The 24,892-nt window shown below is 66.5% G+C and carries 12 protein-coding genes; 3 read left to right on the top strand and 9 right to left on the bottom strand.

What is annotated here, in order from left to right:
• Positions 1-7: 7 nt before the first annotated feature.
• From OG906_RS08490 to OG906_RS08455, 8 genes are all read right to left on the bottom strand, one after another.
• Positions 8-4,924 carry an Eco57I restriction-modification methylase domain-containing protein gene (locus OG906_RS08490; protein ID WP_329441414.1) on the bottom strand — a complete coding sequence of 1,639 codons (4,917 nt, stop codon included), beginning with the start codon at positions 4,922-4,924 and terminating at the stop codon, positions 8-10.
• Positions 4,921-7,857, bottom strand: coding sequence for a DEAD/DEAH box helicase (locus OG906_RS08485; RefSeq protein WP_329441413.1), 2,937 nt, complete (start codon positions 7,855-7,857; stop codon positions 4,921-4,923). The genes OG906_RS08490 and OG906_RS08485 overlap by 4 nt, the downstream gene beginning before the upstream one ends.
• Before the next feature lie 76 nt (positions 7,858-7,933).
• A complete protein-coding gene (locus tag OG906_RS08480) occupies positions 7,934-9,001 on the bottom strand; it encodes a serine/threonine-protein kinase (RefSeq protein ID WP_329441411.1) in 1,068 nt (355 codons plus the stop codon).
• 79 nt (positions 9,002-9,080) lie between these two features.
• Positions 9,081-10,379 carry a TIGR02679 family protein gene (locus OG906_RS08475; RefSeq protein WP_329441409.1) on the bottom strand — a complete coding sequence of 433 codons (1,299 nt, stop codon included), beginning with the start codon at positions 10,377-10,379 and terminating at the stop codon, positions 9,081-9,083.
• Complete coding sequence (locus OG906_RS08470; RefSeq protein WP_329441407.1) at positions 10,376-14,695, bottom strand: TIGR02680 family protein; 4,320 nt, start codon at positions 14,693-14,695, stop codon at positions 10,376-10,378. Before OG906_RS08470 ends, OG906_RS08475 begins: the two co-directional genes overlap by 4 nt.
• Positions 14,692-16,113 (bottom strand): DUF2398 family protein, encoded by a 1,422-nt coding sequence (locus OG906_RS08465; protein WP_329441406.1) that lies wholly within the window; start codon positions 16,111-16,113, stop codon positions 14,692-14,694. The genes OG906_RS08470 and OG906_RS08465 overlap by 4 nt, the downstream gene beginning before the upstream one ends.
• Positions 16,113-17,681, bottom strand: a complete 1,569-nt coding sequence (locus OG906_RS08460) for a TIGR02677 family protein (RefSeq protein WP_329441404.1) — start codon at positions 17,679-17,681, stop codon at positions 16,113-16,115. The genes OG906_RS08465 and OG906_RS08460 overlap by 1 nt, the downstream gene beginning before the upstream one ends.
• Positions 17,682-17,949: 268 nt before the next feature.
• Positions 17,950-18,774 carry a serine/threonine protein kinase gene (locus OG906_RS08455; RefSeq protein WP_329441402.1) on the bottom strand — a complete coding sequence of 275 codons (825 nt, stop codon included), beginning with the start codon at positions 18,772-18,774 and terminating at the stop codon, positions 17,950-17,952.
• A gap of 1,087 nt (positions 18,775-19,861) precedes the next feature.
• Here OG906_RS08455 and OG906_RS08450 point away from each other — a divergent pair.
• Positions 19,862-20,101, top strand: coding sequence for a helix-turn-helix transcriptional regulator (locus OG906_RS08450; protein ID WP_329447968.1), 240 nt, complete (start codon positions 19,862-19,864; stop codon positions 20,099-20,101).
• Between the two features lie 46 nt (positions 20,102-20,147).
• Entirely contained in the window at positions 20,148-21,395 is a 1,248-nt protein-coding gene (locus OG906_RS08445; protein ID WP_329441400.1) for a tyrosine-type recombinase/integrase, read from the top strand.
• 99 nt (positions 21,396-21,494) lie between these two features.
• On the opposite strand, the gene OG906_RS08440 is transcribed toward OG906_RS08445, so the two are convergent.
• Complete coding sequence (locus OG906_RS08440) at positions 21,495-21,707, bottom strand: hypothetical protein (RefSeq protein ID WP_328301540.1); 213 nt, start codon at positions 21,705-21,707, stop codon at positions 21,495-21,497.
• A 40-nt stretch (positions 21,708-21,747) separates the two neighbouring features.
• On the opposite strand from OG906_RS08440, the gene OG906_RS08435 reads away from it, so the two are divergent.
• Positions 21,748-24,759, top strand: a complete 3,012-nt coding sequence (locus tag OG906_RS08435) for an NACHT domain-containing protein (protein ID WP_329441394.1) — start codon at positions 21,748-21,750, stop codon at positions 24,757-24,759.
• The last annotated feature ends 133 nt before the right edge of the window (positions 24,760-24,892 follow it).

Below are 24,892 nucleotides of genomic sequence, written 5' to 3'. Positions count from 1 at the left end.
CGGCGTCTTACCTGCTTTCTGCCGGAAGATCGACGAGAGCTCGGTCGGCTTCAGCCGAGCCGAGGAGGTTGCCGTGATCTCGGTGCTCGGCCGCGTACGCGGCGTAGTCTCCGTACTCGCCAGCAAGCAGTCGCGCGGTGAAGTCCGCGTGGGCCCGGGTCATCTCGGCTTCGCGGTCAGGCTTCACCCAGCCCTCCGGAGCCTCGGGAGTCGGGTCGCCGGCACGTGCGGCCTTTACCCACGCCTTGACGACGGCTGTCTCTTCGGGCGTCTGCCGAACGCCAACGTTGTGGGTGGCTGCCCCGATCTTGTGCCCGTCAGCTGCGTAGAACGCCTCCCACTCGTACTTGCGTAGTACTGCGAACTGAGAGCGGTACATGGCACACAGCTGCTCCGCACTGAGCCCCACCATCACTGCCGCGAGCGCGTCGATCTCCACCAGAGCCATCCGGCGGTCGTACTCGGTACGCAGCGGGGTGGCCATGGACCAAGCCTCGCCGACCTGCTGGAGCGCGGGGCGGGGGGATGCTGGATCGGTCCACCGGTCCTTGAGCCAGGCCGGGTCGTGGAGTTCCTCCCATAGGGGGGCGTAGTCGCGGGTCAGGCAATTGAGGCGGAGGACACGCACAAGGAGAGGTGTGGCGAGAGGGTGGGAGAGAGGAGCTGGGAAGCTGCGGGCCAGCTCGATATTGACCTTCGAAGCACCTGAGACTTTGACCAAGTAATCGAAGACAAGCGAGCCCCAGAGACCAGCCACGACTCCCGTATCGCGATTCGAGCTCAAGGCGAGGGTATGCACCGTGTGCACGTGAGTCGGCCCTGGAGGAATAATCGCCGCTTTCAGTGACCTCTCATTATTCGAAGTCACCATATTGCGCCAGGCGACGCGAAAGAACTCCCCCGAGGGGGCGCCATCCCAGTCGCGACGTGCTGTTGCGAAATCTTCGCCCGAGCACGCCCGTGCATAGTTCGTACGCGGCACTAGGGTCTCGGGAAGTTCCTCCAAGTCCCATTCGGTGTAATCCTTGTTGGATTTGCAACCTGGGTTGGGCTGCTTAGCAAAGGGGGTAGCGACCGAAAAGTGAGGCCCCTGTAGAACAGCCTCGTCCCAGGAGGTGGGTACGGCAGTGCGGCGCTCGATGATCCCCTTGTCCTTCGCCCCCTTCTCGTCTAGTTCACGGGACCACCAGTGCTGGTGGTCGTGGAGCCGTTCGGGAAACGTTGCGAGGATCCGGAGCGCTCGGTCGTCCTCCACCGTCACTGCGCGCAGCACCCGAGCCTGTTCAGCGGGGGTTCCTCGCTCATCGATTACAGCGGCCCAGCTGGCGAGGACCTCGCGATTCACCGGGACGATTCGGTCACGGTGGGGACGCAGGTCCCAGCCGCCCTCGGGGAATTGGATCCCGGGCAAGGGGCCTTCGCCGTGATGCGTGAAGGAACCGTCCACTGTGGAGGGATGCACGACGCGTGCGATCTGTACGAAGTCGATCTCGCGAGGCGGGCCATAGATGCTCACCCCGAAGGACTTGTTGTTGTCGACATCTTCGAAGAGCAAGATGTTGTTGCCGTATTGGAAGTGTCGCCTGAGCCTGGAGTAAGTAGCGGTCCGGAAGGCGCCGCCCTTTGGAACGGAGAAATGGTTCTCTTCATGGATCAAGGCCGCTGTTCCGGTAGGACTCAGGTTGCGCCAGGACCGTTCCATGAAATTCAAATAGAGATTGGTCTGCAGTCCTGCGAGTACCGGGTGCTCGATTGCCGAGCCCAGGTGTGAGTCGCCGCCGACCCAAGAGGAGACGTCGGCAAGGTATGCTCGCAGAGATTTGCGCTTGGCCAGCGCCGTCACCCTCCGTTCGGCCTTTGTGTCCGCGGACGCTTGCTTCTCCAAACCGAACCAAGCGTCGTACTCCGCGACCGCCAGGTCGTCCTTCCATTCGGACTTGAGCCAAGGAGGGTTCCCCACCTGCAAGTCGAAGCCACCCTGGAAGAAGACGTGGGCAAACTCCAGTTCCCAGTGGAAGAATCCCTCCCGCCTGCTGATCGCGTCGATTTCGCTGAGCCACGGGAAGCGCAATGCGATCGCGGGCATCTCGGCGCACTGACTCATGAGCCGGTCGTTGGAGTCGTCTACTGCAAGTTGTTCGAAGTCGCCGGTGTCGCCGAAGAGGCCGAAGAGGTCATCGTGTCCTGCGGAGCTGGCCTTCTTGACACCCTTTGCCTTGGCAGCCTTCGCCTTGGCCGGCGGCACGCCAAGAACGGCCTCGCAGAAGTCCAGCCATTCGCCCAGGTCTGGGGGCTCAGGCGTGTCGTGCTGACCCACCGGCCAGAACCAGAGGGCGCACCAGGCGTCCATCACCAGCTTCAGTCGGCCCAGCGGTGCGCCGGGTTCCTTGAGGGCTGCCTCGATCTGCTCCCGGGAAACGGCTCCCGAGGATCGGGGCAGCGGCCGGTCCGGCGCCACCTCCCAAACGGCGATGTCGCGGCGAATCTCCCGCTCAGAGACGACGAGTCGCCGCCTGGCCAGCTCCCAGAGACGCTCGACTCTAATGGCAAGGGCCAGTAGCCGCTTGCTCTGGGCGACGCTCGGGGTGGAGGCGGCTTGCTTACGCCACTCGGCGAGCTGATCCCGGTCTTCCTTGGCCAGCTCCTTCGCCTCGTCTGAGTCGGCGACCGCTCCCCATCCCTTGGCTGGGAGCAGGAAGTGATGGATCTCCTCGCCTTCCTTGAAGACGCCTTCTTCTGTGCCTTCCCTCAACGGGCGATCGACCGGCACTGTGGTCAGCCACGCTTTCTTCCTCAGCGTCTCAGCCGCGTACACTGCCCGGCGCGCACCGACGAGGGAGTTGCCGCGGCGCAGGTGGAGGCCGAACCAGGGGGCCTTCAACCCTTCATGCATCGCGTTGAGCCACAGTGACACCTCGGCCAGCTCGACGGCGGTGTGGTTGAGGTCCACGCCATAGCAGTTGTGGAGGGCCAGGTACGCCTTGACTTTCTGCAGCTCCGCCTCGTACTGGTCTGGAGGCAGCTGGACGTCCTGGCCGCGCTCGACGGAGAGCTCGGCCATGCGGCGGCGCAGGTACTCCGCCGAGAGCTGGTTGATGGCCTCGTTGAGAAAGGCTCCTGAGCCCAGTGCCGGCTCGCACACGAGCAGGTCCAGGATATCGCGAGCCTTCGTCGTCTCACCGTCCTGGTCGAGTAGTTCGGCCAGGGCGTGCTTGACCGTGCTGCGGGTGAGCACTTCAGGGGTGTAGTACGAGGCGGACCGCTGACGCTCCCGGCCCGAGAGGCGGTAGACGAACGAGCCCTTCTTGTGCTGGACCCGCCTGGGTACGCCCGTGATCTCGTCGGGTCGCTTGACGAAAACCTCGTCGTCGTAGTTGTCGGCTTCGCGCTGAGGGACGACCCACGTGCCGGCTAGTCCGTCTGAATCCGGCTTGGCGACCTCGTACAGATCCTCGGCGGCGAAGAAGCCGGTATACGACATCAGCCCTTCGTACACAGCGCCGAGTTGGTTGATGCCGAGTTGGGCGTAGGAGATGAAGCCCTTGCTGGCGCCGTGGCTGAGCATGAGACGGTTCAATACCCGCCATAGCACCTTATTTCGCAGTCGCGTGTCGACGCGCTGGCCATCGATGCGTACCGAGCCGATCAGCGGCGTGGCGTTCCCGTGGAACAGGTCGCTGCGCAGGGACTCAAAGCGGATACCGTCCGCGTCCAATCCGGTGTCGCTGGGCTGCTTCTCCTCCAGTGCGCGGTGCCCTTGGTCGACGAGACGGAAAAGCAGGTCGAGGGACTGGTGGAAGTGGAAGCCGTCCTGGGCTTCGTCGGGGAGGTCATAGGAGACCAGCTCGCCGAGTCGGCCGAGACCGTAGCCGTCCTGGTATGCGTCGTCCTTGCTGGGCAGGATGCCCAGTTCCGGTCGGGCTTCTGCGTACAGCAGGAACAGGACGCGGTACAGGTAGCGCAGCGACTCCTGGGTGAGCCGGTTGGCCAGTTCGGTGCTGTCGCCGAGTTCGGAGGGGTCCGCGTCCTGGTCGTGGATGCGGTCCAGGATTTCCTGGGCGATCAGTTCGACGGACTGCCGCAGGCCCGCCCGCAGCTCCTTGGACACCCCGACGGCGTGCTTGCGGCCCTTGTCGACGAGGTTGTCCAGGAACCCGGCGGCCCCGCCCTCCGTCAGCAGTGATTCCGCACCGAACAGAGCCGAGACGGCTTCCAGTTCGCCGCCGTCGGCGCCCAGGTTGCGGTCGAGGGCGGCGTCGATGCTGACGCCCAGGAATCGGCCCTCATGCCACGCGGTGCGGTCGGCGAGCAGCATGGCACCGCCAGCGAGCAGCAGAACAAACCTTGGCGCGTACGCCTCCTCGCTCCCGAAGAGGAAGGTGACGGCGTCCGCCGCGCTGGTGATCTCGTTCTTGCCGTCGAGAGCGATGGGAGCAAGCAACTCCGCGCCGCCATCTTCGATATCGGAGGTGACGAGTTCGGCGTCCGTGGTCCAGGTGACGTCCAGCGCGACCAGCTCGACGCCCCCGGGCCCCTTCACCGCGAGGGCGACGGGAACTTCGCGGTGCTTGTCGCTGTGCATGATTTCGAAGGCGCCGCGCTGGATCTTGGTGTGACTGTCGTCCTCGCGCTCCGGCGGCACCTCTCCACGCTGGATGTAGGCGAGGGCTGAGAGCAGAGCTTCGTTCAGCGTGCGCAGCTCGGATCCGCCGAAGTCGTCCTTCTCGGTGATGCGGACCTTGGCCTTGAAGTAGTCACGGCCCAGGTTCCTCATGCCCGAACGGGATGTGGGCTTTCCGGCCCGGTCTGCTGCCGTCCAGCGCTTGCGCAGGTCGGCGAGGTCCTTGGCGAAAAGCTCGGCGAGGTAGTGCGCGGAAATATACTCACCGCGGTTGATGATCGCTTCGAATGCCACGGTGGTCACGCACCCTTCTGTTCACCGGTTACAGCGGCCGGGGCGAGGACCCCGATCACGCGGATCATCGAGTCGCCCTGGGTGGCGAGCTGTTCGATGAGCTGCTCGACCTCTATGGCGGTGGTCTCAACCCGCTGTTCCTCGTGCTCGCGCCGGACGCCGAGAGTGAGCTGCTCGAACGTCGACTGGCTCGCCTTGCGCCAAGCCGACAGGCGCTTTTCGTACTCATCCAATTGCTCGATGAGCGGTTCTTCCTGGCTGCTACGTAGCTCGAGCAGGTGCTGCCGAGTGGCTTCAACAGCGCGTGGCACGAGGGCACGCAGGGCAACGATGTCCCCGGCGAACGGCCGGTTGAGCATCTTCGGCTTCACGCCGGCGCGCTCCAGGACGCCGACCAGATCGTCGTTGAACACGGGCTTGCCGTGCTCCAGCCCGGTCACGCAGGACCAGGCGAGGACGGTCGGATGGCCCTTGGCGTTGGAGTACATCCCCTGCATCAGGAACACCGGCCCGGGGACGTTGGCCGTGATGACAGGCGCGGCGTTGCGGGTGAGGCGGACCAAGACCTTGTCGGTAAGCCACTCAACCACCGGGTGCTGGTCGGTGAGGTAGCTGACGTCCGGCCAACCGGAGGTCTCGCGTCGCGCCTGCTTCGTGATCGTGCCCTTCGTTCGTTCGCCGCTGCGCTCACGTGCGCGGTCCAGGCGCTGCTGAGCGAACCCGGCATCGAATGTGACCCTGAGTTTGTCGAGTACGCCGCGCTCGTCCAGGTAGCTCTGCGGGAGGACGAGGAGGCGGCGTTGCAGTTCGCGGTCCGGGGCGAAGGAGAGCATCTCCGGGTAGTCGGTGTCCCATGCCTTCCCGATCTTCTGCTCGGGGTTGCCGTAGACCTCGTCGAGGGCGTCCTCGACGAAGGCCCGTGTCGAGGCGAACAGCTGCGGTACGCGGTAGTGCGCCCCGGACCCGTCGACGGTGTGGTGGGCCATGAACAGGTTGAAGGGGTCGACCGGCTGTGCGGGAACGATCTCGTCGAGCGTCTTTCCGTCGGCCAGTCCCGCCTTGATTGCGTTCTCCTCTGCCTCTTCGTCGCGCAGTCCAAGGATGGAGGCGGCCTCACCGAGGGTGCGGTGGACCTCGTCCTCGCGATCCAGCAGCCGCCGGGAGACCAGTCGGTCCGCGGAGGGCACGTCGGGGTCCTCGTCCTGGCGAATCAGCAGCAACGCGCGGACTTCTGGGGAGGTCTGCTGGCCGTAGCGGTCGATACGACCGTTGCGCTGCTCGATGGTGATCAGCGACCAGGGCAGGTCGTAGTGGATCATCTGGTGGCACTGGCGATGCAGGTTGACGCCCTCAGACGCGATGTCACCCGTGAGCAGGATGCGCAGGTCGCTGTCCGCCAGCCCGAAGTCCTTCACGGTCCTTTGCTGCTCGTCGTCGGGCCTCCCGCCGTGCAGCTGGCGGATCGCACCGCGTCCTACTTCCTCGCTCGCCTCGAAGCCCAGTGCCCCGGGCAGAGCGTCATGGAGCATCCGCAATGTGGCCCGGCGCTCGGAGAAGATGACAACGCGCTTGCCGGATTCCGGCCCGACTCCCATGTCCTTCAGCTCGTCCACGAGGCGGCGGAACTTGGCCGCATCATGCACTGTTGCCTCGGCAGCAAGCTCGCCGAGCCGTGTCAGCGCCGAGCGTTCTGCGGCTCGTTTCTCCCCTTGTCCCGGGTGGTCCTCGGCGTCCTTGTCGATGAGTGCGATCCGGTTCTTGACCGTCTCGGCCAATGCCTCGTGTGAGGAGAGGAAGGCTTTGAGGAGCGTATAGGGGAAGAGCCGGGCGCCCTTGCCGGTTACCGGGGCCGTCCGGCCTTCCCCTGGGCTGATCCAGACGTCGTACAGCTCCTCAAAGATCTTCTGTTCCGCAGTGCTCGCGACACAGTCGAAGGCTTCCGGCTTCTCGCGCGTGGCCCACTTGTGACCGATCTCCGCCGAGACGTCTGGGGACGTCTTGTGTCGGCGGACGTACAGATGGTCGAGCTGGGTCTCGTCGTAGTCGCTGGTGTCCGGGATGGCGGTCGGGTCGAGCAGGCTCAGCAGCTCACCGAATGACTCTCGCTGACCGTTGTGGGGTGTGGCGCTGGCTAGGACCAGCGCGTCAGTCCTCGGAGCGAGCAGGCTTGCGAGCCGGTTGTTCTTGGTCCCGGGGTTGATCAGCTTGTGGGACTCGTCGATGACGACGGCATCCCAGGTGACCTGCATGAGGTGGTTGCGCCAGCGGTCGGAGCGCAGGGTGTCGATGGAGATGATCGCGCGCTTGTAGTACGAGAAGGGGTTGCGGCCGGCCGGGATGTTCTGCCGGATGCGTGCGATGCCGGTCGAGTCCAGGCGTACGAGGGGGATCGCGAAACGCGTCCACAGCTCGTGCTGGAACTGCTCCAGGATGTGCTTGGGCGTGACGACGAGGATGCGCTCGCCTCTGCCCCGGCGGATGAGCTCCGACAGCAGCAGCCCAACCTCTAGGGTCTTGCCCAGCCCGACCGCGTCGGCGATGAGTAGCCTCGGCCGCAGGCCACGCAGTGCCGCCCTGGCAGGCTCGCGCTGGTAGGCGAGGTCATCGGCGAGGTGCGTGCCGACCGTGGCGAGTCGCTGCTCGGAGAGCGGAAGGGGGGTCTTGCGGATCAGCGCGTCGATGAACAGCCGGGAACGGCGGCATTCCGGGGAGTCGTCGACGACGAGGTCGGTGTCCTCGGGCCGCAGCGGCGTGACCCGGTCCAGGGATTCGTGGGCGAAGAAGACAGCCCGCTGGTCGCGTACGAGCGGGGAGATGCCGCGGACGTCCAGGCGCGTGCCGTCGTGCGAGGTCTCGGAGACCTCGACGACCAACCAGTCCTCATCCCGTGCACGGACCTGCATTCCCGCGGCGAATTTGGCTGTGCCTGCGGCGCTGGTCACTGGGCCGACTCCTTCGGTCACTGTTGAACTGCCTCATTGTTGCTTTACTGCCTGTCCCGCTCTGCGCCGGGCAGAGTCAGCCGCCGAAGTCGGACCGCCGGTCGCGGATCTTTCCACGCCAACGGTCCGCCCACGGAGCGCCCCCACCACTGGACGCGCCTGCGGCGGCAGGCTCAGCCGATGCCCCGCCTCCCACCTCCGGTGCGGCCGGTTCCTCCCGAGCCGGCGCCGGCTCGGGAGGAACCGGCGGCACCGGAGGTGCCCCTTCAACCTGCAGGACGTCCTTGAGAAAGGATGCGGGCAGTGGCGGGTACAGCGGACCACTGACTGGCACTGCGTGCTCCAGCAGTCGGTCCATGGCCACCTCCAGCACACTGTGGGCGGTAGGCCTGTCCTCCGGAGCGTAGGACAGGGCACCGACAATCAGCTCTCGCAGACTCTCGGGCAACCCCGACAGATCGGGCGGGACGTCCAGTATCCGCTGCACCGGCATATCGGCGTAAAACGGGGGGTGCCCGGTCGCCGCATGTACCAGCGTCGCGCCCAGGCTGTAAACGTCGGCGGCCTCGCTCGCCTTGCGTGAGTCCATGGCCTGTTCCGGCGCCATGTATACGAGCGTGCCGACCGGCGCGTCGCCGGAGGTGAGCCCCGTCGCCCCACCGACATGGCACACGCCGAAGTCGATCACGCGAGTGCCCTGCGTGGTGACCAGCACATTGCTGGGCTTCAGGTCGCGGTGGAGGAGCCGGACGGAGTGGATGTGAATCAGCGCATCGGACAAGCTCGCGGCCAGCCACCACGCCCCAAGCTCACTCACAGCGCCGTGCTGGTTCAGCAGCCCCTCCAGCGAGGGCGCGTGGACGTACTCGGTGGCGATCCAGGGCTGCTCCGCGTCTGGGTCGGCGGCCACGAGTGCCGCGGTGTGAAATCCGCCGACGCGCCGGATCGCCTCCAGCTCCTGGGCGAACCGCTGCCGGAAGTACGGCTGGTCTGCCAGCGCCGGTTTGATGACCTTGATCGCCACCGGGCGGGTGCTGCGATAGCCGAGGTAGACAACGCCCATCGCGCCCTGGCCGAGACGCCGGGTCAGTCGGAAGCCCGCGATCTCTCGGGGGTCCTTCTCCCGCAGCGGCTCGTACACCATCGCCCCCCGTTCCGTGCCCGGCAGGCGAAGGCGTAATGCGCCGGACGCGATGCGTCACACGTCAACAACGTTGAGATTATCAGTGGTACGGGCTACTTCTTGTGCCTTGTTGGATCTTCTCCGTAACCCCAGAGGACCATTCGGCCAGGAGCGCATCGGTGACCGCTTCCTCGTAGACGGCGCGGTTCTCCCTTTCCATGACCTTGGCGAGTTCTGGGTCCCAGGGGGTGCCTTGAGGCTTGCCTCCCAGCTGGACGTGATCGCTGTCGGAGTGAACCCCGCTGAGGTAGTCCGCGGCGCTCATTCGCCAGGGCCGGGCCTGGTAGCGGGCGCGGAGCTGATTTGTCATTTCGATGCCGGGCCAGTCGAAGTCTCCGTGGTAGTGCAGGGTGCCATCGGCGTCGGTGATCAGCCGAGCGAGTCGATGGAAGGCGGTGGAAGGGCGGCCCTCGGCGCAGATCAGCGGCGGACTGCTCGCGCCGAGTTCGCCGGCGGCGCGGCGGAGGACGGCCGGGTTCTCGCAGACGTAGACCGTCGGCAGGTTTACGGCAATGGGCAGGGTGATGAGCTGATGGAGGGTGATGTGGAAGGGGGTACCGGAGCGGGCGGCGTCGGTGAGCCACTGGCCCAGTCCTTGGCCGGTCGCGGGGAGGTTGAGGACGAGGACGCGGCTGGCGAGGTCATCGACGATGACGTCGAAGCTATCCCACAGCTCGCGACGGGCCTCAGCTCCTGATCCGAGTGGGATTCCGCGTGCTGTGGCAAGCGCTCGCAGGACCAGAGTGGGCAGAGAGCCGCGGCCGGGGTTGAGGGCCTTGGTGTCTCCAGTGGCGGCGTCGGCCAAGGCGGGCAGCATGACCGGAGGCGAGTCGCTGGGCCTGCTGTGGAGGTACTCCAGTACGTGGATGGCCTGGCTGAGGATGTAGGTGTCGTTCTTGTTGATCAGCCCGGTGATCGTGCCGTCGGACGCGAGGGTGGCCAGCCATTGCCGGTACCAGGGGTGGGCGGTGTGCAGCGGGCTGGTCTCGGCCTCGGCACGGAGCTCCTGCCGGGCCTGATCGAGCGTGGTCCTCTCATCAGCGCGGAAGCGCAGTTCGGGGCCGATCCGTTCCAGGACACCTCGGAGCGACCCGCCCGTGACGTTGCGTACGCTCTCCTCCAATGCCGCGAGGGGGATGGTGAGGCGGCGGACATCAGCCGAGCGGTAGGCGCCGGTGATGCCGACGACGACGTTGCGTTCGGCCGTGGTCGGGTTGGTCAGGCCGATGGAGCCTGTGATCTCGCCGCCGCTGCGTTCGAGCGAGCGCCGGGCAGCGGCCAGGAGGCGGCGGAACTCGGGGCCGCGGTAGCGCTCGTATGCCTCTGCTGACGTGGTCATTCTGATTCCTCGGCGTCGTCGTTCGCCGACTCCTCGTCGGAGAGGTCGGCGAGCAGTCCTGCCTGCGCAGGGACGTGGCGGCGGGGGGTGAAGCCGAGGAGTTCAGCGGCCAGATCGTTGGATCCGGGGTATTCAAGGTCATCGAGGATCTGTTCGCCGTCCCAGACGAGCAGCATGGCGGAGACGGTGTGGGATGCCTCGTCGTGCTTCATGTCGTAATGCGAGATCTGCGGCACACCGGGGTAGGTGATCCAGAGGTCATGGCCGGTCATGAAGAGGTCGAGGTCGAACTTGGCGGTAAGGGTAAGAAGATCGGGACGGTACTCCTCGTCGATCCCGGCGAATGCCTCGTCCAGGGCGATCAGCCGCGGACAGGTGTGGTACGCGGAGCTGTACTGGGCGTGGGCGGCTGCGAAGAGCGGCAGGTGGATGGAGGCGGACTTCTCACCGCCGGACATCACGCTGTGCTTGGCCTTGGTGAGGAGTTCCCCCTTCCTCCTTTCCTCTTCACTTCCGCCCGGCCGGAACAGGCGCAGCTCGAACTTGCGCCAGGCGCGGTAGTCCAGAACCTCTGTGATCACTTGTTGGTAAGTCTTCTTCGCGTCGGCAGCGGCTTTGGCTCGGATCTGGTTGCGCAGGTGGGATCGCAGTTCGGCCAGGCCGACGGGGCCGAGACCGGAGGCGTCTTTGTCGAGAAGCCTGTTGACGGTCTGCTGGGAGTCGGTGAGCGCGTCGGAGACGACCCAGTTGATGCCCACCGTGGTACCCGAGGACATCGGCCTGGATCGCGTGTCGGCGTCCATGCTCTTGACCAGGTCGCGGGCGGCGATGGTGCGGTCGTGGATCTGCTGGGCCAGCCCGGTCAGGAGTCCGTCTTCCAGGACGGTGCGTTCCTTGTCTTCCAGCAGCACGTTCTGATCGGCGAGCTGTTCGCCCAGGCGTCGCGCGAAGTCCGCTACCGGTGCCGGTCCTTCGCTGTCGGTGACTCGGGCCAGGATGATGTCGCCGACCGGCTCCCACTCAAAGAGGTAGCCCTGATCGGATTCCACCAGGGCCGTCTCCAGCGTGGTGATGGCGCTGGAGATCTTTGTCGTGACGGTCTTCAGGAGGCTCGCGGTGATCGCGCGACCGCGGGTCGCCTCGTCGAGCGCGCTGATCAGGGAGGCGACGGATTTGGGGACGACGGTTCGGGCGACCTCTGTGCCCGTGAGGGTGGTATCGGGCGAAGTGAGGCTGTTCATGAGTGCCTGGACTGCCTGTTCGGGACTCGGCCACATGTCGTGCGGCAGCCAAGCGGTGTCCGCCGTTGCGTCGAGCAGGCCCAGCAGGTCGGGCCGGGCGTACGGCTCAAGGGTGAGCGTGGTGCGCACCTGCTCGGATACGGCCGTGGCCAGTGCTGTACGGCCGAACTCCAGGGCATGGGCGGCTTTCAGAAGCCGGTCCCGCTGTTCTTCGGCGTCCTTCTTCGCACGGTCGAAGGTCTTGCGTGCATCGGCGAGCTGCTCCTGGGATTCCGCGATCTGCTGCAGGATCTTCTGCAGGGGTGCTTCGAGCGTCGCCTCCTGGGTGCGCAGGCGTTCGTCCTGAACCGAGAAATCGTCCTTGCGTGCTTGCAGCGCTTCGGCCTGGTCCGTGCAGGACTCGGTCTGGGCTTCGATGATCTCCTTGCGGCTGGAGATGTCGCGCTCGGCTGCATCGGCCTGCTGACGGCAGGTGGAGAGCGCCGTGCCGGCGTCGGCGAAGTCGTCGATGGTCTGGGCAACATTGTCCAGTTCTTCACGCCGGGTGGGCAGACGAGCGGCCGTGGCGGCATGCCGAAGCTGCCGGTTCTTCTCATGGGCCCGGGCGATCGCTCCGTCGAGTCGCTTGCGTGCTTCGGTAAGGCGGCGGCGGGCTCCGGCGACCTTCTCCGCCATCACTGCCACTTCGCCTACCGCTTCGGTGATCGCCTGGGTGCGGGGGAGCTCACCCCTGGCGCGGTCGAAGTCGTCAAAGGCTTCTTCCGCGTACCGCTGCTGTTCCCCGATGCCGGCGAGCTGAGCTTCCAGGGCGGCGATGGATTCGTCGAGGCGGCGCAGCCGTTCGCGCCGGCGGGCGGTCCGTGCGGTGGCCCCGATGTACTCCGGCCTGGCCTTGGGATGCGCACCGGCCTGGATGCCGAGGCGGAAGTGTGAACCCGTGGTTACCGAGGGAGCAGACAGCGCCTCGTCCGCTGCCGGTGCGTCGTCGGTTACGGCGATGGATGCCAGGACAGCCTGGATGGCAGCGGAGCTGACGTGCTTCTGGTCTTCGACGACCAGTACATCGGCCAGGGTGCGGCCGGTGGGCCGCTGTGCGGGAGGCAGCGGGCAGAGGAAGGCGTCGGCAACCTTGTCGTGCAGTGCCTGGTCGGTGAGCGCGGGGTCGGGGTGCAGCCAGGCGGTGAGCAGGCCGGCCGCGTACAGTGCGCCCTCCACTGCGGCTGCTTGGTCGTCGGGGACGTGATCAGCGAACCGCACGAGTTGCCACAGCGGAGCGCCGGGCCGCTCGTCGCGGCTGGCCAGGCGCAGGTCACTGGGCGGCGGCGCGTCATCACCCTCCGCCGCGACGGTGTTGCGCTCGTCCCGCCTGGCTCGCAGAGTGTCCGCGGTGTCGCCGTGCTGCCGCTTCACGGTCTGGACGCGGGTCAGGGCGCCGGTGCGGCGCTGGTCGGTGAGGGAACGGAAGACCTCCGGCAGCGGGGCCGCCTCGGCTTCCCCCACGGCGCCGATGGCCGCGCGCAGCACGTTACCGTCCGCGGAGAGCAAGACGGCGGTGTCGTCGCTGCCGCTCCAGCGGCCGACGAACGCGTCCAGCTCCTGGCCGGCCGTGGCGCGGGCGAGGTCGAGCCTCTTTGCTGCTGCGGCGGACTGCCGCTCGGCCTCGGTCAGTTCACCGTTCGCCGTGTCACAGTGCTCTTGCTCGCGCTCCTGGTCCTTCGCGGCGGCGTCGGACGCGGTGAGGTGGGCGCGTACGTCCTTCAGTTCGCTGCGACGGGCGGCGACCCGACCGGCGACCTGCGAATCCAGCTCAGCGCCGAGATCCAGCGCGTCGTCGTCGTGCAGGATGCCACAGCGGCGTGCCGTGTCCATGAGGCGGTGGGTGTGCCGGGAGGCCGCCTTGCGCAGGTCATCGTGCCGCTGGAGGGCGCGTTCCGCCTCCTGCTTGAGTGTGGCCAAGTTCTCCTGGGCCCGGTTGAGGTGGCGTTCACCGTCGGCGATGCCCGTGCGCTCGGTGCGTACGCGCTCGCGCAGTTCCTTGAGCCCGTCCTGCTTCTTGATGGCGTCGTGGTTCTGGTACTCGGCCAGGCGAGCGCCGATCTCGTTGCACTGGCGTTCGGCGGCATCCCGCTCCTGCTGTGAGGCAGTCAGCTGCCGCTCGGCGGTGCGGTGGCCGCCCGCCGCTTCCAGGATCGTCTCGCACTGGGCGGCCGTGTCCTGGATGCGCCCGGTGACGTGGTCGACACGGTCACGGGCATGGGCGCGCAGGTAACTGGTGTATTCGCGCAGGAAGTCCCGGACCGCGGCATCGGCCCCCGTGAGGGCGTTGAGGAGCGCTTGAATCTCGGCGAGGTTCTCGAAGTCGCGGGCGGCCTGCAGGACCAGGCCATCGTCGACAGGACGCAGTCCGGCGGTGAGGGTGTCGGACACCTTGACCGGGTCGAGGTCCTTGGCCAGCAGTGGGCGCCGCAGCTGGAGCAGCAGGTTGACCAGCTGGTTGTAGCGCTCGCGGCCCAGCCCGAACAGCCGGTCGTCGACAGCCTCGCGATACGCCTCCGCTGTAGCGTAGGTGGCTCCTTCGCCCAGCAGCGTCTTGAGGGCGTTCTCCCGCAGCGGGCGTGAGGCGGCGTCCAGCAGGCCGAAGTCAATGCCGACTCGGCCGTCGGTGACGAAGAAGAAGCGGGCAGGCGTGGACATGGGCTTGGTCACCCGCATGCCGAGCCCCACGGTTACGGCTTCGAGGACCTCGCCGTCGGGTCCGGTACGGGCGAACTCCATCCATACATAGCCGTATGCGGACTCCTGCCCCTTGTAGAGGAGGTTCGACTTCATGGTCCGCTCCTCGCCGCTGAACGGATCAAGGCGCCGAGCGTCGAGGACACCGTCCAGGACCAACGGGAACAGAACCTCAAGGGCCTTGGTCTTGCCGGAACCGTTGTGTCCTCGAAGGACCAAGCGGCCGTCGGCGAAGACGAACTCCTCGTCGGTGTAGTCCCACAGGCCGATGACCCCGGCGCGCGTGGGTTTGAAGCGAACCTCCGACTGGTCAGCGGTGCGGGAGTGGGGGATGAGAGTCATCGAGAGGTTTCCTCAAGGGGGAAGTCGAGAGCGAACTGGCCGTCATGCGCGGGGCGGGGCAGGACGGCGGTGATGTTGCGGTAGCGGCCGGCTGCAGGCCGTACCAGGACCCCGCCGGGCACGATGTGGACAAGGCGAAGGTCCGCCAGGAGCGCGACCGCCTCTGCGAGCAGCCCGCCGGGATCGGCCTGCCACTTGTTGGTGAAGGAGGAAGGGCCGAACTCTTCAAAGAGTTCGGTGATCATCTGCTCCAGGGCGCTGTGTTCCACAAAAGGCAGGCTCGCCTGCCTCTCCTGCTCCGGGGCGGCCGGATCGGTGTCGTCCGTGTCGTGGCCGGCGTCCGTGTGGGGGCCGTGGGCCAGGGCTTCGAGCGTGCCGGCCTGTGGGAGAGCCATGTCGATGCGGCTCAGCAGGTCGGCGTGTTCCTCCCCCGGGTCGGGCGGCAGCAGGTACCGCAGGCTGCTCGCCCGGTCCGGGTCTTCCCGCAGGTCCGCGACCTTCGCGAGGATCAGCCCGGCGGTGCGGTTGACTGCTCCGCCGCGGCCGGGGAACCGCTTGTCGGTGAAGTGCCCTGAGGTGTCGACGAGCATGACCCCCTCAGCCCGGCGCTCGACGGGCAGCCCGGTCAGCCGTGCGAGGTCCTCGGCCAGGGTGGGCTGGCGCAGCGCTGCCGCTGTCTCCGCGTCAGTGTCGCCGAAGTAGACCACCGGGTACTCGATCAGCAGCCGGCGGGCCCTTTGGGCAGCGATGCGCCGACGGGGGTCCCGGCCGGTTCCGGCGGCCGGTGTGTCCAGCAGCCCAGCGGCGCTGACGAGGTGCTGCAGAGGTTTGTTTGGCCGGAACAGCGCTGCGCAGGTGTTGTGGTCGATGTCGAACAGTGCGTCCCCGCGGTCGTGGTCACGGGCCCAGTCCTCCATCGAGCCATCGGAGATCCGCAGCGCACCTCGGTCGACAAGCCAGTCCATCACGTCCACGACCGCGTCCTTGTGGCCCGGTGCGGTCGCATCGAAGCCCAGGTGCTCGATCGTGTTGGCGGACGGTGCGAGGAGCTTGACGAGATCGGCGAGGTTGATCTCGACCCGTGACCGCTGCAGGCACGCCAGGATCAGACAGAGGTAGGCCAGTCGCCGCCGGTCGAACGGTCTCTTGCTCTTCACTGTGAGGAACGCCTGGCTGTCATCGAAGGCATCCAGCCGCCGCAGCAGCCGTGCGTGACGGGCACTGGTCTGCAAGGAGTAGCCGAACAGGTTCCGGAAATCCTTGGCCAGCTCGTCGGCCCACTGCAGCACCAGCCCCAGAGCCTTGGCCCGCGGGTAGTTCTCGGTGACGAAACCGTGCAGCAGCATGAGCCGGGCCGCTTGCTGGTACGAGCCCAGGTCAGCAGTCTCCACGGAGGCGGCTACGCGATGGGCGGCCATCAGGACGTCTCCGTTCGACGGCGGCGCATCGCACCATGAGGCTTGATCTCCAAGGCGAAGCCGGGCAGGTGCAACGTGCCGGTCTCGGTCCGAAGCCGGCTGCCACGCTCGTCCGGCACCAGGCGCAGCGTCAGGACGTCGCTGCTGCCAGTACCCGAACGCAGCCGGCCCGCGACGACCGTCCGGGCCTGAAGGGCACGGGTCAGCAGCTTGAGCACGGCACGGGTCTCCGCCGCGTTCAGCACCCGATCATGGGCCCCAAGGTCCAGGAGATCCGTGGCCGCCTCCCGATCCGCAGCCCGATCCGCCAGCTGCTGCTCGCGCAGGCGGGCATGAGCGCCACGAAGGGTACGGACCGGCTGCGGGCCGCCCGGTGCCGGCCGCTTGCCATGCCGGAACAGGCTGATGCTGACCTCCACCCCGGGGGCATCCCACCACGTCGTCCGCGGAGAGATCTGGTCGTCATCGTCATGCGCACCCGATAGATGCCGTACCGAGCGCAGGTCGAAGGCAGCCGACACCAGGGCGTTCGCTGCCTGCTCATCCGGCGCACCCGCCGCCCAGGCGGCGAGATGCCGCAACTGGGTAGTCCGGCTCACCCCACCTCGACGCGACTCCGTCACTTGCCGCAGCAGAGCAATGACTCCCGAGATGGCCGAACGCGTCGCCCCCTGCAGCTGAGCGGCCCTGGTTTCCCCAGTGCCTTCGGCCAAGAACCACTGGCGCAACCCCATCCAGCGCCGACGCCAATCCTCAAGCCGTGCGGCCGGCCGCATCATCGGCCGCTCATCCACCGCAGCGGCCCGCTCCAGCAGGGTCTCCACCCCACTGTCTTCCACCTCGTACACAGCCTCCGCCAGCCGGGGCGCGTAACGCTCCAGCTCCGCCGTGAACTCACTCATGTGCGCCAGCAGCGCGTGCTTGTAGCGCAGGAACGTCTCCGGAGAGACATCCGTCGTACGCGCCACGTCGTTCAGCGTCAGATAGAAGCGCGCCGCTCTCTGCGTCATGTCTTCCAGCACGCTGTCGAGACGGGCGAGCTTGCGATATACCTCGTCCCGGTCCCCCTCCCGGTTCGCTGTCGCCAGAGCCTTGAAGTCAGCCAGGATGTCGGCGAAGACCAGCCGCGACAGGTTCGCGTCCTGCACCCGGGAGCCGATGACCTCTTCCACCGCGCAATAGACGCGGTACCCGATCTCCGTGAACTGGTAGACCGACTGCCGATTCCGGTACGCGGCCAGATTGCCGCACCGCAACGGGTCCTCCACCCGGTAGAGGACCTGTTCGGTGTCCGAGGAGAGGTTGTCGAGCATGGCCCGCAGGTTCAAGTCCGCGGCGGACGGCACCTCGTCGTGCGCTGTCGCGAGCTCCTTCAGCGCGTTCGCCACGTCGTCGGGGTGCACCTGCGGCTGGTGTACGGCCCGCAGCACGTTCATGGCCCGCAGCACCCACAGATACGCCACAGGCTCATCGCGCTGAGTGAAGTTGAACAGACGTAGACGGTCGCTCACCGTTAATGAATCAAGATCAAATGACTCGGCGACCCCTGAGTCATCGCGCTGGAACACCAATACCGCCCCTCGCTTCGCTGTAGATTGCGCATACCCTGACAGAGGCCACTGACAATCGACTTGGCGCATCGATTTGTTCCGGGAGGCAGTTAAGCCGCCAGAGCGGTTCACAGTCGAGCAGGTGCAAGCCATCCTCGACGACCTCGACCAGCCATGGCAGGCGATGGCGCTGCTCGCCTTCTATGCCGGGCTCCGGCGGGGACAATATGCGGACCTGCAGGAACATCGCATCGACTGGCGCCACGGCCGCCTGTTCGTCGGAGCGTCAGCCGATTCGTTGCTCCGCTGCTGCATGCCAGGCGTCGGCGAGGGAGCGCACGGAGGGCAGCCGCTTCTCCGGCTCCGATGCGGTCGCTTTCGCGATGACAGCCAGCTGGGCGGGGGTTCCGCGCCACTGGCTCTCCTCGTCGCCGGCATCGAGAAGGAGGCGTAGCGCCCGGCCGAGGTTGAACACGGTGGTCCTGATGTCGATGAGCGAGCCCCGGACGAACTCCTCGGGCGCCATATAGCGGGTGGAGCCGGGGAGCCGGTCCGCCTCCAGCATGAAGGGGCCGGGGCGGTACTCGTCCAGATCGCAGAGCATCATGTTGCGCTGGTCGAAGTCATAGAGCATGCATCCGTCGTAGAAGTCCACGGCCACGTATCCGGCATCCTCGACAGCCAAGTGCGCGCTGAGCAGAGTCTCCAGGGCGGTATTGATCCAGGTGAGTGGCTGAGCCCTGAACCTTGCCAGGGGACTACCAAGAGTGGCCCGTCCGCCGTGCCGTGACCGGGTCGGATGGTAGAGAACCTCACCGCTTGTCCAGGGATAGACGAGTACAGGGCCGACGGCCGTGGAGAAGGAGTGGACCAACGGCACGATGGCCGAATGCGAGATGGCGCGGTGAACCGACAGTGCCCGGTGCAATGACGAGGCGGCTTCAGGTGTTGATGCGGTCTTCACAAACCAGCGCCGTCCAGTTGCCAGCAATCCGTATGAGGTGCAGCCGCAGTCTTGATCGTCGAATCTCTGGAACACGGGGCCCAGCTGCTTGAGCAGAGGCTCAAGCGCCGGCGCGTGCGTCACGTCCTGAAACGGGTGCGTCGTCATTTTCCGAATGGTGTCAGTCGGTGCACGGGCGTGCAGTGGTTTCGGGGCGATGCCGGGTATGGCTGGCGAGCGCTACTGATGGATCTTCTGCTGCTCCAGCCACTTGAAGATGCTGGCCCTCTTGTCGAGCACCTTCAGGTTTAGGCCCCGGCACAGCCTGTAGCCCCTCAGGCACAGTTTCGAGGCTGGTCGACGTCCGCGTCATTCTCCACCTGACCGCCTCGGCTGTTTCGGAGCACCGGGTCCGCCAGGCGCGCATCCTGACAGGCCACCGATTAGGTTGCCAACGGCGCAGCGGCCATCGGCAGGCAATTCTCCTGGCCCAGTTCGCTGGTGGCAGACGGCTGCAGGGCCCAACGAGTGGAGATCGCACCGCAACGCATGTCAACGTACTGACCTGACTTAAAGCCGCAGGTCAGGCGATATCTGCATCCTGGATGCGTGCGGGTCTTCCGGCTGTTCTGACGGGGAGTGTCATGGCGCGGCACAAGATCAAGGTCACCGGAATGCACGAGGACGGAACGGTGTGCCCGCTGGCGCACGAGCACACGAGAGGGGGAACCCCGCTGACCGCAGGGTGCGCTGGCCGGGGTCGGTACCTGGCTAGCTGCGACTGCGGGAAGTGGAGCGGGCGGTCGTCCACCAAGTCGTACGCGGCTGAGATCGGTAAGAGGCATCGCAGCGCGCAGGCCTGACCTGCCGCTCACGGCGGTTTCCGAGCAGGGGTGGTGCGGCGGGGCCGGCCAGCAAGCAGTGGTGCAGGGCTGCTATCACCCGATCCGTGAATTCGGAAATCCCGGATTCTCAGGATCATTAGATCTGTTCGCAGCGGCTGTGCTTGGCGGTGGAGCTGTGCGGATGGAAGCTCGGCAGCCAAGTGGCATAGAAGTGCTGGTTGTTGGGCCGCAGTCACGACCGAGACGTTGCCTGGAGGCCGTAAGGCCAGGAAGCCCTTTCGCGGGGCCTCTCCGGCGGTTTTCCGCCCTTTGACTCTTTACCGAAGGAGTTCTCCTTGCTGGGCCCCACCAAACCAACCCAGGTTTCGGCACCCCGCCGTGCAACCGCCGTAAACCGCGCGTTTCTCGGTGTGCCGGAAGCGGCTGCCTACCTCGGCCTGTCGCCGCGCACGCTGTACGTCTGGCGTCACCGCCGTCATGGCCCGCCGAGCTTCCGTATGGGAGCCCGCGGACGTGTGACGTACCGGATCGACGCCCTCGACGCCTGGATACACGAGCAGGAACAGGCGGACTCCCGCTCGAATCCTGCCCTGAACCCTGTGAGCGCTGCGCCCCAGCGGCGCTGTGCCAGCTACTCGGCAACCGCCTGAGGCCTCCGGGTCGGCGGCCTGAGATCCCCTAACTGTAAGGAAGTACTTGGCCGGCTACATCGAAGATCGTTGGATCAATAAGAAGAAGGACCCCGTCACCGGAAAGCGGGAGCGATCCGCCCGCTACGGGAAAGGCACCCGGTACCGAGTCGCCAGAATCCCGGGCGTCCGGGACATGTCCTTCGACACCCTGGATGACGCGAAGGCGTGGCTCCGCCGGGCCGGTACCGACAGCGAGCGGGGCGAGTTCGTCGACCCGCGTGACGGCTCCATCACCGTCGCCGACTACGTCACCCGCTACTGGAAGGTGGGCGTGCGGGGTGCGCCGGGCACGATCAAGCGGGTCGACGAGCGCGTGCGCCTCCACATCCTCCCGCACCTCGGCTCAGTGGCTCTGAGGGACGTCTCTGCGACCGTCCTGCGTGGCTACATCGCCACGCTCGAAGGCGAGTGCGCACCCCGCTACGCCCGCCAGATCCTCACGTCCCTGTCGAACATCTTCGAGACAGCGATCGACGACAAGCGCCTCGTCCGTAATCCGATGCGCGCCAAGTCGGTGCGCTGGCCCAAGGTGCCGGAGGACCAGCGGGAGGCCTGGGTACTGGAGACCGCGCAGCGTGTGCGAGACCTCATCAACCCGCGCTACCGGGTCGCGGTCGTGGTCGCCCTCGGATGTGGGCTACGCCAGGGGGAAGTCTTCGGCCTCTCACCACAGGACGTCGACTTCGAGCGCGCTGTCATCCGCGTGCGACGCCAGGTTCAACTCCTCAGCGGCCGCTTGTACTTCACGCTGCCCAAGGGCGGGAAGACGCGGATAGTCGACATGCCGCCGTCTGTCGCGGCAGAGTTGGCGGCCCATTTCCTCCAGCACCCGGCTGTTGAGGTCGAGCTGCCCTGGGGCGGTCCGGAGCCCGAGCGGGAGAAACAGGCATTCCCGCTCATCCTGACCACGACGTACGGCAACGCGATCCGGGCCAACATCTTCAACGACGAAGTATGGAAGCCCGCCCTCGCGAAGGTAGGCGTCATCCCCCTTCGGGAGAAGGGGAAGCGCTGGAAGGCATCTCGCAAGGACGGCTTCCATGTCCTCCGGCACACCTACGCCTCGATCATCCTCGAAGCCGGCGAATCCGTCGTCACCCTCGCCCGATGGCTCGGCCACTCCAGCCCGACCATCACCCTCGACCACTACGCCCACTTCATGCCCGAAGCTGGTGGGAAGGGACGAGCGGCCGTCGACGCGCTCCTCGGTGTGGCTCCCCAGTACGTCCCAGAGAACCTCACCACGGCATGAGGAAACGGGTGGCACAGCGCATGCTGTGCCACCCGTTTCGTCATGCCTTAGGTACGCCCGGCGTGTAGGTCTCGTGGGTCGTCGCATTGGCGGACTCGGCTACCTCAGCACGCTGATCCCCACGGCGAGTACGGCCGTGATCAGGGTGAGCGTGCTGCCGAAGGCGACGCCGGCCCGCAGCAAGGCGGTCGGCGTGGAAGCGCCGTCCATGCGGGTCAGCAGGCCAGCACCGACGGCAGCCAACAGCGCCAGAAGGACGGCGGCAAGCAGAGCGAGGGTCAGCAGCATCGCGGTGGTCGGCGACAGGGGCATGAGATCTTTCCTTCCGTGGCGGGCGTTCGGTGGAAGGAAGATGCGGGGATCGGCGTTCAGCGGCATTCGGGTGAACGAAGATGAACGAGTCGATACCGAGAAGCCGGGACTGGCCGAGGGGGAGCACCGGGGTATGCGGGACGGGCTGGAGGAACTGAAGTCGCAGTTGCGACAGTTGCGGGCCGAGCGCCGGTTGTCGATGTCGGGGCTGGAGTTGCGGGCGGGGTTAGGGCACACGACCGTCAGCAAGGCGCTGAACGGCCCTACCGTGCCCAGTGAGGCCACCGTCGCAGCGCTGGCGCAGGCGTTGGGCGCGGAGGCCGGCCCGCTGCTCAAACTGCGTCGCCAAGCGCTACCTGCTGTCCTGGCTCCGCCCCGACAGCAGGCCCCCAAGAACAGCCTCGACGGGGACGTGGACGCGCGGTTCGAAGAGCGGTACAGGCGGTATGTGGAGCAGCGGCACGGGCAGCTGTCCGTCATCGGGCTTGATCTCTCCCGCCCGGAGAGGGCGTCGTGGCCGCTGGACGCCTCTTACCTGAGCCTCGAATTCGCCACGTCGACGCGGGCCGTCGGCCAGGGCGGGAGTGCCGGTTTCAGTGCTGACTCGGGATTGGCCTCGTCAGTAGGCTCCGGGGCGCAGATGGAGACCGAGCGGGCTGAGCAGGCGTTGGCCGGCCTCCGTCGAGTTCTGGTGCGAGGGATGGCGGGGGGAGGTAAGAGCACCCTGCTGCAGTGGCTCGCCCTCGCGACTGCCCGGGAGGACCTGCCCGTCGAACTGGCGAACTTGAAGGGGCTTGTGCCGTTCATGCTGCCGCTGCGGACGCTGGTGCGCGGCGGTGATCTGCCCGGGCCCCAGGAGTACCTGAGGGCGGTCGGCTGCCCGCTGCACGCAGCTCAGCCGCCGGGCTGGACCGACCGAGTCTTGGATGACGGGCGGGCCCTGCTGCTGATCGACGGCCTCGACGAGATTCCGCAGACCCAGCGAGCTCAGGCCCAGCAGTGGCTCCGTGAACTGCTGGCCGCCTTTCCGCGCGCGACCTACGTGGTGACCACTCGGCCATCCGCAGTCCCGGAGGGGTGGCTGGCAGGGCACGGATTCACCGAACTGACCGTCCGGCCGATGAGCGCCCGTGACGTGGCGGTGTTCGTCACCCGCTGGCACACAGCCGCGCGCGCCAGTGCGGACCCCGGGCAGGAATTTGAGCACCTGGCCGCTCTGGAAGAGGCACTGAAGGACACCGTGCGCTCCCAGCGGGACCTCGCCCGCCTTGCCACTACTCCACTGCTCTGTGCCCTGGTCTGCGCGCTGAACCGTGACCGGCGGGGCCACCTCCCTCACGGCCGTATGGAGCTCTACGAAGCGGCCCTGTCGCTGCTGCTGGTCCGCCGTGACCGGGAACGCGACATCGACGCCCCCGAGAACCTCGTAGTCACCGAGCACCAGAACATCCAGCTCCTGCAACGTCTGGCCTACTGGCTCGTCCGCAACGGCCAGACCGAACTGGACCGAGAAACGGCACTCGCGCTCATTGACGACGCTCTGCCTGCCATGCCGAACCTTGCCCAGCAAGGCGACGCGGCCGACGTGCTCGCACATCTGCTCGCCCGCTCTGGTCTCCTGCGCACCCCTGCGGCCGAGACGATCGACTTCGTCCACCGCACCTTCCAGGACTTCCTTGGAGCCAAAGCCGCCATCGAAGCTCGCGACATCCCGCTCCTGGTACGCAACGCTCACGACGACCAGTGGGAAGACGTCGTGCGCATGGCCGTCGCCCATGCCCGTCCCAACGAACGCACGACCCTTCTGCGCCGCCTCATCGCCCGCGGTGACCGCACTCAGAAGCACCGCACCCGCCTGCATCTACTTGCGACAGCCTGCCTCGAGTACGCCACGGAACTCGACCCTGAAATACGCCAGGAAGTCGAGCAACGCGCCAAGGCCCTTGTCCCCCCACGCAGCGAGGAGGAGGCCAGGACCCTCGCCGCGGTTGGCCCCGTCATCCTTGACGTCCTCCCCGGCCCCGAGGGCCTCGAAGAAGACGAAGCGCGAGCGGTTGTGGAGACCGCCGAACTCATCGGTGGCGATGCTGCCCTGACGCTGCTCAAGAAATTCCGCACGAGCTATCCGGCATGGTGGGCCCTGTCCAATGCTTGGAAGAGCTTCGACGCCCACGACTATGCCCACGAAGTCCTCGCGCACATGACCCACCTCGAGGCTGTCACTATCCGCTCACGGGAGGAGCTGGCGGAGCTGCACCATCTGCCGTCGCTCGACCATGTCGCCTTCATCGGGGATTTCTCCGGTGCCGAGATGACAACCCCCTGGGCGCCGGCGGACGTCCGAGTGTTGAACATTGACAGGAACCCGACCCTTCGGGATCTGGACTTCCTACACCCGTACACCGGACTGAAACGGATCGCTTTCTTCCAGTGCCCGAATGTGGCGGGCCTGAAGCCCCTGGCCGAGCTGTCTGTCGACGTAATCGAGCTCCATGGCTGCGGGGCGGCCCGGCTCGAAGACCTTAAGGATCTGACCGGACTCCGTGAACTCGGCCTCAGCATGGAATTGCCAAACCACGATCTCGGTGCACTGCCCACCGGCGCAGACCTCACGCGTCTGACGCTTGGACCGAATGCCTGTGCACAGCTCACTCTGAGCGGCATCACAAGCTGGCCCAATCTCAACCGGCTGGACCTATCCGGCCCCGTCGAGGGATTGCCGCAAGCGATGGTCGAGCTGCCTGAGCTCCGCGACCTCATTCTGGCGAACAACGCCGGCTTGTTCATGCTCGAACAGATCCCGACTTGCCCTCAGATCACCGAGCTGTATCTGGGTCAGTGGAGAAGCGGCGACGACCTTGCCCTTGTTCGCGCTAAGTTCCCCGGGCTTCAAGACATCACCATCTGGGCGTACCTCGGCTGCCGGCGCGTAGACCTCACTCCGCTCCGCGGTATGCCCGACCTCAGGATTCGGATTCTCCACGCCCTCGAAGTCGTCGGGGCGGAGCACTTCCCACCCGAAAGCGTCATCCGCACTCCTCGTCCGCGGTGAGCTTGGTCGACCACCCCCTGCCCTCGAGGCCCTGCTGTATCGCCGCCCATGCCGATGGCGTCGTCGCCGGAGCAGCCACCGGGCGCGATGGGGTTTACTCTCGGTGATGTTCCCCGAGGGTGGGGTGCTTGGG

The sequence above is a fragment of the Streptomyces sp. NBC_01426 genome, assembly GCF_036231985.1.
Classification (GTDB): Bacteria; Actinomycetota; Actinomycetes; order Streptomycetales; family Streptomycetaceae; genus Streptomyces.
Note: the sequence above shows the minus strand (reverse complement) of the source record. Positions and strands in the feature narration are given on the sequence as shown.